The sequence below is a fragment of the Aurantibacter sp. genome (assembly GCF_042094015.1).
Taxonomy (GTDB): Bacteria; Bacteroidota; Bacteroidia; order Flavobacteriales; family Flavobacteriaceae; genus Aurantibacter.
This window is the reverse complement of sequence record NZ_JBELDZ010000051.1, coordinates 1-9,619: the sequence shown is the minus strand read 5'-3', so window position 1 is coordinate 9,619 and position 9,619 is coordinate 1. Positions and strand designations below refer to the sequence as shown.

The window sequence follows — 9,619 nt, the reverse complement described above, 5'->3', positions numbered from 1 at the left end:
AGTGTAAATTTTTCCGATTTTTCTTCAAGAATTTTATTAGCTAATAATTCAAAATCCTTACGAAGTTGTTCTTGCCTAAGTTCAACTTCTTCCTCACGTTTAATATTTAATTGTTGTAAGTTTTCGAATTCTGTAGATTTTCGAGTTAATTCAGCATTTAAAAACTCTTTTTCTCGTCTTATTGATTCTCTTTCAACTTCAATTTTAGAAATAGTTTCTTTAGCAGTATTTAATTGTAAAGCAAACTGTTGGTTTTGTTTCTCGTTTTCAGTTGAAGAAAATTGTTTGAAGTCTTCAAATTGTTTTTCAAGATTAGTATTTCGTTCTTCAAGTGTGCTTTGTTCTCCTTTAGTTTTTAAACTTGAAAAAAGTTTACCTAAATAAGCACCAATTAGGCACGAAATAAGAATAGCTATGATTAGAATGATGTTGTCGGACATTTTGAATTATAAAATTTATTCAAAGATACGAGTTTTGATTTTCAGTATTGAGAATAAAAAGGGTTTTGAAATGAATCAAAACCCTTTTTTTCATCCTAGTTTAAAGTTTTATTAATTACTGATATCGCCAGAACCAGTTACTTTTTTATCAATTTGTGAAGGATTACCTGAGTAATTAATGTCTCCAGAACCTGTAATTCTGGCCATTAAAGACTCATTTGCCACAACTTCAATTTCACCAGATCCAGTAATTTTTGCGTTTGTGTTATTTGCTTCTAATTCTTTACCATTAAAATCTCCAGAACCTGAAATAGAAACATTAAGATGATCTGTTTTTCCTTTTATAGTAATATCTCCAGAACCAGAAATAGTTGCGTTTGTAGTTTTTGCTACTAAATTTAAAGAGATATCACCCGAACCAGAAATTTTTGTAGTAAAACTATCTGCCTCTATTATATTTTGAGAAATTACATCTCCAGAACCAAATAGTGTTACATTATTTATAGACTCAAATGGAATTGTGATTTTTATAGTTTTATAATTACTAGGACTTAAACTATAATTGTCTTTTTGTTCAATAATTAAATTACCATCTTTAGATTCTGTAATAATATAGTCTAACAAATTATCTTCGCCTACAATAGTTATTTTTCCTTCTCGCCCTTTTACTAGTTCAAAGTCCATAGGTCCAGAAAGTGATATATTATTAAAATCTGAAACAGTTCTAGTTATAGTAGCTATGTTACCGTTACCTTTTATTTTTTTCCAATTTTGAACCTGACAATTTGAAAAGGTAAATAGTATGATTAATATAATTATGCTTGATTTAAATAGTCTCATAATAAATATATGTTTTTATAAAGTTAACAATAATAAAGTTTTTATAATACGATTGGTTACTTTTTAACAACGAAACTTCCAGATACAGTATCAAATTCTACAATGTCTTTTGGGAAAAGTGTTTGAAAAACACCTTGTTCTATTAGTTTACAAGGTTGGTTATAGAATGTGTTTTCGGTTGTCATAACCAACATTTTATCACAAAGCTGAATAGCTAAATTTATTTCGTGTGAAGAAAATAAAATGGTCTTATTGGCTGTTTTTGCAATTTTCTGTAATAATTTTAAAATGTACGCTTTATGATACATATCTAAATGTGTAGTTGGCTCGTCTAAAATTATTAGTGGCGTATCTTGTGCTAAAGCTCTTGCAATTAGTACTTTTTGTAATTGTCCATCACTGAGTTCGAAACATTTTTTTTGTGCTAAATCTAATGTTTGAGTTTGATCTAATGCTTTATTAACTATAGAAATATCTTTTTCTGTAAGCTTACCTATCCAATTGGTATATGGTTGTCTTCCAAGCGATACTAATTCAAAAACTGTAAGATTTTTAGAAAGTGATTTGTCGGTTAAAACTAAGCTTAATTTTGTAGCTAATAATTGATTACTATATGATTTTAAAGGTGATTTATCTATAAGAATAAATCCTTCTAACGGTTCTTGTAATTGTGTTATTGTTCGTAATAAGGTTGATTTTCCAATTCCATTAGCACCAACTAAACCAATTAACTCACCAGGGAATAATTCAAAATTTATATTTAAAGCAATAACAGTTTTTTTCTTTTTAGATTGATATCCAACAGAAAGATTTTCGGCTTTTAAAATGCTATGTTGCTTGTTATTATTCAATTAATATCTGTTATTTTTATAATTAAGTTTAAAAACTCATTTGTTTTTTTCTTACTAGTAACCAAATTACAACTGGCGCACCAATTAAAGATGTAATTGCGTTAATAGGTAAGGTATAATCGCTTGAAGGTAATTGTGCAATGCTATCGCATACCAACATTAAGATAGCACCAAATAAGATAACTGCTGGTAATAAAATACTGTGACTTGATGTTTTAAATAATTGTCTCGTTAAATGTGGTACTGCTAATCCAATAAATGCAATTGGTCCAGCAAATGCTGTAATACTTCCAGCTAATAAACTTGCAGCTATAATTATTATGTATCTGTTTCTTTCTATGTTTAAACCTAAACTTTTTGCATATTGATCTCCTAAAAGTAAGCTGTTTAAAGATTTTAAAGCAGTAATACTTAGAATTAAACCAATTAAAAAGATAACTAAAAATATTTTAATTTTCTCCCAACTTAAATCACCTAAACTTCCAAAGCCCCAAAAAATGTATTGTTGTAATTGATCTGCAGGACTAAAATAGGATAATACACTAACAATTGCAGATGTTAGGCTACCAAACATAAGTCCAATAATAAGTAACGTCATTGTGTCTTTTACTTTATTAGCAACTAATAAAACAGTTAATAATACTAAAAAACTACCTAAAGAAGATGCAATAACTAAACTCCAATTAGAAGCTAAAACAGTAGCTAAAAATCCGCCAAACAAACTACTTCCTAAAATTAAAATAGCGACTCCTAAACTAGCTCCAGAAGTTATTCCTAAAACATAAGGACCAGCTAATGGGTTTTTAAAAAGTGTTTGCATTAATAAACCAGAACTCCCTAATCCTGAACCTACTAAAATGGCAGTTATAGCTTTAGGTAAACGGTAATTCTGAATAATATACGTCCAATTTTCATTATCTGAATGTCCGTAAAGAGAGTTAATTAATTCTGAGAAAGGAATGCTTACAGATCCTAAACTTAAATTTAAAACAAAACAAAACACCAATACTATAATAAGTATTAGAAAGGTTAATTTGTATGTTTTGTTAAGGTTCAAATTAATTTAATGATTTAAAAAAAGTGGTATTATAATCTTTTAATAATTCTGGATGACAAATTTTAATGATATCTTTTAATACCAAATCTGGCCTTGCTATCCCAAGTTCATAATATGTAACGCCGCCAGTTTCACCAGTTGTGTTAGAAAATGAGAATATTTTTTTGTTTTTAAAAGCATCAAATTTAGTATAATGGAAATTTCCTTCTTCTAAAGATTTAAGGCTTGTGTAATAGCTAGGGCTTATCCATATGTCAGCTTCTTTTCCTCTCACAAACACAGATTCAAAATTTAAAGCTAAACTTCCTTTTTCAGTTGTTTCAGACCATAAATAATTAACATTGGCATCTTTTAAAATTTGTGCTTCAGTACTTGCTCCACTTGGCAAATACCAAACATCTTTATACATAGCGCCACTTAAAACAGTTGGTTTGTTTTTTACTGTTTGTGCTAATTTCTTGACTTTTAAATAATTAGTTTCTATAGTGTTAAATATAGAATCTGCCATACGTTCTTTATTATATAAAGCCCCAAAAAATTTAATCCATTCAGCTTTTGCTAAAGGACTTTTTTCTACCCAATCTCCATTATAAATAATAGGAATATTGGCGTTTTTTATAGTGTTAAGCGATTTACTTGCGCCATCTACTCCAAAAGCAACAATAGCATCTGGTTGTAATTCTAAAATACGTTCTGTGTTTAAACTTTCGTTTTTACCAATTTCTATAATTTTACCGCTATCTATTAATGCTCTTGTTTTTTTAGAGGATACATATTTAGTTCCAGGAAATCCTATTATGGAGTTTTCTGTTTCTAACAATTCTAACGCAGGAATATGAGTCGTACTTGTTGTAATTACTTTATTAATTGGTGTGTTAATTATACCATCAAAATTGGCTGTGTTAAATGTGTTTTTTGCAGTATTTTCTTTATTTATTAAAACATAAGAGTACGTTTTGTCTGCATTCTTCCAAGGGTTTTTAATCTGAAGAATTTTATAGTCTCCATAGTTTGTAATCGAAAAACCTTCAGCATACTTTAATGTTTTACGCTGTGTTTTTGTTTGAGGTAAAACACCAGAAGTTTCTATGTTATTTTTACATGAAACAAATAAAACACTAATAATTAAAAGATAGAAATACTTCATTTTTTAGTTGAAATTTGCATCAAAAGTACGCTTATACCAAACAAGTTTCCAAACAATTAATTAGATTAGTTTTTGATTTTTATTTGTTTCAATTGCAGTATAGTATTCGTAAGTAAGGTTATTGCTGTGTTTTTCTCTTTTCTTAGTAATTTTCAATTCTGCTTTTTACATCATTGTTTTTCCAATGTTTCAGAATTAAATCTCAATTACATTTTTTACTTCATTTTAATTCTTACATTTGCCTCGAATTTGGTTTTTTGTTCGCCATGGACAAAAATTAAAAGGGAATTTGGTTAAAATCCAATACTGTTCCCGCAACTGTAAGCTTAGTTCTTTTTTAGAACGCTTATTATAACACTTCATGTCACTGGAAATTTTTTTCTGGGAAGACTTATAATAAGACGCAAGTCAGGAGACCTGCCTTTTTCATCATCAAAACCGACTTTCGGGTAAAAAGTCTTACTGATTTATGAAAAAAAGAATTTACATTTTTGTGTTATTATGTTGCCCGTGTATAACGTTGGCACAGTTAGATTCTATTCAGTTATTAGACGAAGTTGTTTTAAGCGATGTAAAACTTAAAAGTCTTAGGGTTAGTCATAAATTAACAACTTTAACCGACTCTATATTAAACCAACAACCAACAAATACCACTAATTTATTTGCTTTTAATTCTAATATCTATTTTAAAGAAAATGGTTTTGGAATGGTTTCTTCGCCATCATTTAGAGGAACAAGTGCTTCACAAACAGCAGTATTGTGGAATGGAATAAATATTAATTCGCAATTAAATGGGCAAACAGATTTTGGCGCGTTGTCTTTAGCAGGATTTGATCAAATTACTATAAAAAGTGGTGGCGGAAGTGTACAGCACGGTTCTGGAGCTATTGGCGGATCTATTCATTTAAATAATAATTTAGATTTTTCGTCTCCTTTAAAAAATACTGTGCAATTAAACTATGGTAGTTTTAACACAAAACAATTAACCTATAAAGTTACTGCAAGTACAAAACGTTTAGCTTTAAATGTTGGTTTTAATAGGTTAAGCTCTGATAATGATTATGAGTTTATTGGGAAAGATAAAGTTAACACTAATGGTGCTTTTAATAACACCACATTTTTTGCAAACCTTGGTTATGCATTAAGCGATACTGATATTATTAAGTATTATACTAATACATTTGTTGGCGAGCGCGAATTATCTGCAACTTTAGTAGCACCATCCAAAAGTAAGTATAACGATGTACATTTTAGACATTTATTAGAATGGCAACATATTGGAAATAAATATACTTCCGCTTTAAAATTTGCAGCTTTAAAAGAAGAGTTTAAATATTTTGAGAATAAAGAAAATGACAATTTCTCTTTTGGAAACGTACAGCAATTTATTGCAAAACACGAGTTTGAATACAAATTACCTAAACATATAAAATTAAATTCTATTATAGAATATAATACATTTAAAGGTGAAGGTAGTAGTTTTGGAAACCCTAAACGTAATGCGTTTTCGACAACGCTAATGTTTCAACAGAAAATAAATAAATTAACCTATAATTTAAGTGCAAGACAAGATGTAACAACTGGGTTTAAAAGTCCTTTAGTTTTTTCTGCAGATGTTAATTGTAAGTTAACTAAAGATTATAGTATAACTTTAAATGCCTCAAAAAACTATAGAGTTCCAACCTTTAACGATTTATATTGGCAACCAGGTGGTAATTTAGATTTAGTACCGGAAACGTCTTATCAAGCTGATTTTGGTCAAGAGTTGAAATTTAAATCAATTCAGTTTTTATTAAACGCATATTATATTAGAATAAATGATATGATACAATGGACACCAGAAAATGGATTTTGGTCGCCTAAAAATATAAACGAAGTAGAAAGTATAGGAGCAGAGTTTGAAACTTCTTTTTCTAAACGTTTTGGAAATCATAGTATTAAAACAGATATAAAATACAGTTTTACAAGCACTAGAAACTTAAAAGATAAAACACAGTTAATTTATGTGCCAAAGCATAAAGGAAACATAAATATGGCTTATGGATTTAAAAAGATTACACTTTTTTATCAGTATTTATATAACGGACAAGTAAATATTATAGGCGACATTTTAAAAGCTTATAAAGTGTCTAATGCAGGAATTGGTTATAAATTTAAACACTTAAAAAAGATAGATTATAGCTTAAGTTTTAAAGTGAATAATCTTTTAAATACTTATTACGAAAACGTAGCATTGCGTCCAATGCCAAATAGAAACTATAATTTACAATTAACACTTAATTTTTAAACAAATGACACTTAAAAAAATTGCATTTATTGCTTTAGTAAACCTTGTAGTATTTACATCATGTACAGAAGATAATAATACAGAAGTTACAATTCCAAGAGGTGATTATGAAAACGGATTATTAATTTCTCATGAAGGAAACTTTTTTGGAGGAAATGCATCTGTTTCTTATGTTTCTGGCGATTTACAAAATGTTGAAAATAAAGTTTTCGAAAACGTAAACGGAACATTATTAGGAGATACAGCACAGAGTATGGCCTTTTATGGCGATTATGCGTTTATAGTAGTAAATGTATCTAATAAAATTGAAGTGGTTAACCGTTACACATTTATTAGTGAAGCAACTATTTCAACGGGTTTAACTAATCCAAGATATATGACTTTCGCAAATGGAAAAGGTTATGTAACAAATTGGGGAGATGGATCTCTAGCAACAGATGATTATATTGCAGAAATTGATTTATCAACTTACACTGTTTTAAATACAATTCCAGTAACAGAAGGACCAGAGCACATTGTTTCTCAAAATAATAAGCTATATATCTCTCATAAAGGTGGGTTTAATTCTAATAATAAAATATCAATTATTGATGCGTTAAATACTTCTTCTGTAACAGAAATAACTGTAAATGATAACCCAGATGAGTTAGCATTTGATTCTACAGGTAATTTATATGTTTTAAGTGAAGGTGATAATAGATATTGGTTGCCAAATGCAATTGAAACTAAAGGTGCAATTACTAAAATAAACACTGGTACTAATTTAATAGAATCAACATTGGAATTTGCAGATGGTTTTCATCCAAGCCAATTTAATATTGAAGGAACTAAAGCATATTACTATTTAGATGGAGCAGTTTACACTATGAGTTTAACAGATCAAGTTTTACCAACAGATGCTACTATATTAGATTTAAGTTTTAACGATATGACCGTAAAAAATGGTTTAATATTAGGAGTAGATGCAGGAAACTTTACAACAAATGGATTTTTAGAAGTTTATAATGCTTCGTCTGGAATTTTATTAAACATAGTAGAAATAGGAGTTATCCCTGGAGAAATTTACTTTAATTAAAAAGATATTAACTTACTTATAATGTTAAATAAAAGCTACTTCTAAAGAAGTAGCTTTTTTATTACAACATTGTTGTGTCTAAGAATAGTAAGGCTGAGAATAGATGCTAAAAATCAGGTTTAAACAATCCGATTTTTTAAAAAGATAACGAGCTTTTGGTTAAACACAAAACACTTTTTTATTTGTTATATACGGTTGTTGGCAGTAGTTTTTTGTTAAATTCAAATTACATTTTAAGATTCTTAAGTTTCCAAAATTTAGGAATTTCCATATTATTTCCAGTAGTTCCTTTCATTAATTGATATTGGTTTTGCGCTATATGCATTTTTGATATTTTGATATCTTTATTTTTACTAATTGCTATGTCTCTAACAATTTGAATGTCATCAAATGGTGTTCTGCAACCGAAGATTATTTCGGTTAGTTCTCCAGGATAGTCATTCAGCATATTTTTCATAATAAAGACTTCTCTATATTCTTCTTCATAAGACCAGTCAATAGATTTGGTTGTAACTACAGGAATAATTTCTTTATAATTTTCAGATTCTTTAGTTATTCCAACAAGAGGGAATTTTTTACTATATGACACCTTGTATAAGCTTGGTACCTTTTCTTCGGGAACATCAAAAACGAGGCACATTCCTTTATGATTATCGGCATAATGAGCCCAAAGAAGATTATTTATATAATCGGAACTATAGCAAACAACTCCAAACTCGCTTATTTCGTCTTCTATACTTTTTATTCTTTCAAGGTGTTCTTTTTCAAAATGTTCTATTTTTCCTTTATTGTTATGATAATATTTGTCTATAAGACTGAATTCAAATGGGTCATTAAATTCAAAAGGGTCAGCCACCCAATTTTTTTGATTACTCAAATTTTGAAGTGTCAGTTTATTTATAGCTTGATATCTGTAAAAGTTCATTTTGGGTAAATTACTGCCAACGGTTTTGTATAACATTAGTTGCGTGTTTTAAGCACTAAAGTTAGCAAATAAATCACGGATAGAAAGTCCGCGAGGACTTTCGTAAATTGGCTAAAACTAGCAATTAATTTTATACGGTGTTGTAGGTAGTTATTTTTCCTCATTATTCTCTTCAAACGAATATCTTTCAATAAGTTTTATTTTCTCCTCTTCTGGTAATTCTTTAAGTATATTTCTATTCGTAATTGAAGTAAAATTCATTTCTTTAGAGTCCTCAATTATTTCAGTGTCATTTTCGGGTACAGCTAATAATTTTATATCATTTCCTTTTACAATATGTTCAGAAATAGTTTTTGCTACATCTTTAACTTTTGCCTTTAGAGCTGTTTTTTCTATTTTTTTGTCATTCTCTAAAGCACTTTTATGCTGTTCCGAAATCTTTAATTCAAGGGTTTTATAAATGTTTTCGAGCATTTCTTTTTCTCTTTGCTCTTCTTGTTTAATTAAAGTTTTGTTTCCAAAATAAGTAGCAATGATGTCTTTTGCTTTGCTCTTGTATAGTAAATATCCACCAAAAACTTTAAAACCATATTTTACTAATTCGACCAAGTCAACAGCTATGTCAAAATCTAAATTTACAATTACATCAATTGAACCATTCTGTACTTCTACAATTTCAATTTCTTCAGGTGTGTTACTCGTTAATAATTGGTGATAAATTAAAAGCGTTCTATTCCACTTATTTAAAGTTTTAGAAAATTCTTTTAAACTACTTGTTGTCTTTAGGTCTTTAAAAATGATTGATATAACAGCATATTCTTCTGAATTTATTAATTCCTGTTCTGAGTTTACATAATCTTGAAAGATAGTTTTTAGTCTTTCAATTTCAGTTTGATTTGTGGTAATTTGACTACTTAAAGTACTTAAAAAACTATTTAATTGACTGAAGTATTGAGCAACAGGCAATTCTTTATTTTCAATTATCTTATTTATTTTT

At 28.5% G+C, this 9,619-nt stretch carries 8 protein-coding genes, 1 pseudogene and 1 riboswitch; of the genes and pseudogenes, 2 read left to right on the top strand and 7 right to left on the bottom strand.

Annotated features, from left to right (window positions below):
* The 5 genes and pseudogenes from ACFDSN_RS08395 to ACFDSN_RS08375 form a co-directional block, all read right to left on the bottom strand.
* Positions 1-440: pseudogene (locus tag ACFDSN_RS08395) on the bottom strand (DNA recombination protein RmuC); the annotation flags it as partial.
* A gap of 111 nt (positions 441-551) precedes the next feature.
* Complete coding sequence (locus ACFDSN_RS08390) at positions 552-1,280, bottom strand: head GIN domain-containing protein (RefSeq protein ID WP_375239402.1); 729 nt, start codon at positions 1,278-1,280, stop codon at positions 552-554.
* 56 nt (positions 1,281-1,336) lie between these two features.
* Positions 1,337-2,131 carry an ABC transporter ATP-binding protein gene (locus tag ACFDSN_RS08385; RefSeq protein ID WP_375239401.1) on the bottom strand — a complete coding sequence of 265 codons (795 nt, stop codon included), beginning with the start codon at positions 2,129-2,131 and terminating at the stop codon, positions 1,337-1,339.
* A 28-nt stretch (positions 2,132-2,159) separates the two neighbouring features.
* A complete protein-coding gene (locus ACFDSN_RS08380) occupies positions 2,160-3,188 on the bottom strand; it encodes a FecCD family ABC transporter permease (RefSeq protein WP_375239400.1) in 1,029 nt (342 codons plus the stop codon).
* 1 nt (position 3,189) lies between these two features.
* The gene (locus ACFDSN_RS08375; RefSeq protein ID WP_375239399.1) at positions 3,190-4,335 is read right to left on the bottom strand and encodes an ABC transporter substrate-binding protein; all 1,146 of its coding nucleotides are present in this window, start codon (positions 4,333-4,335) and stop codon (positions 3,190-3,192) included.
* Between the two features lie 233 nt (positions 4,336-4,568).
* Positions 4,569-4,775: riboswitch (cobalamin riboswitch) on the top strand.
* Positions 4,776-4,804: 29 nt separating this feature from the next.
* On the opposite strand from ACFDSN_RS08375, the gene ACFDSN_RS08370 reads away from it, so the two are divergent.
* Positions 4,805-6,622, top strand: coding sequence for a TonB-dependent receptor plug domain-containing protein (locus ACFDSN_RS08370; protein ID WP_375239398.1), 1,818 nt, complete (start codon positions 4,805-4,807; stop codon positions 6,620-6,622).
* Between the two features lie 4 nt (positions 6,623-6,626).
* A complete protein-coding gene (locus tag ACFDSN_RS08365; protein WP_375239397.1) occupies positions 6,627-7,697 on the top strand; it encodes a YncE family protein in 1,071 nt (356 codons plus the stop codon).
* 226 nt (positions 7,698-7,923) lie between these two features.
* Here ACFDSN_RS08365 and ACFDSN_RS08360 read toward each other — a convergent pair whose 3' ends face one another.
* Positions 7,924-8,574: a DUF2971 domain-containing protein gene (locus ACFDSN_RS08360; protein WP_375239396.1), complete on the bottom strand. Its 651-nt coding sequence runs from the start codon at positions 8,572-8,574 to the stop codon at positions 7,924-7,926.
* A gap of 198 nt (positions 8,575-8,772) precedes the next feature.
* Positions 8,773-9,619 (bottom strand): hypothetical protein (locus ACFDSN_RS08355; RefSeq protein WP_375239395.1); only part of this gene is annotated, 847 nt, incomplete at its 5' end.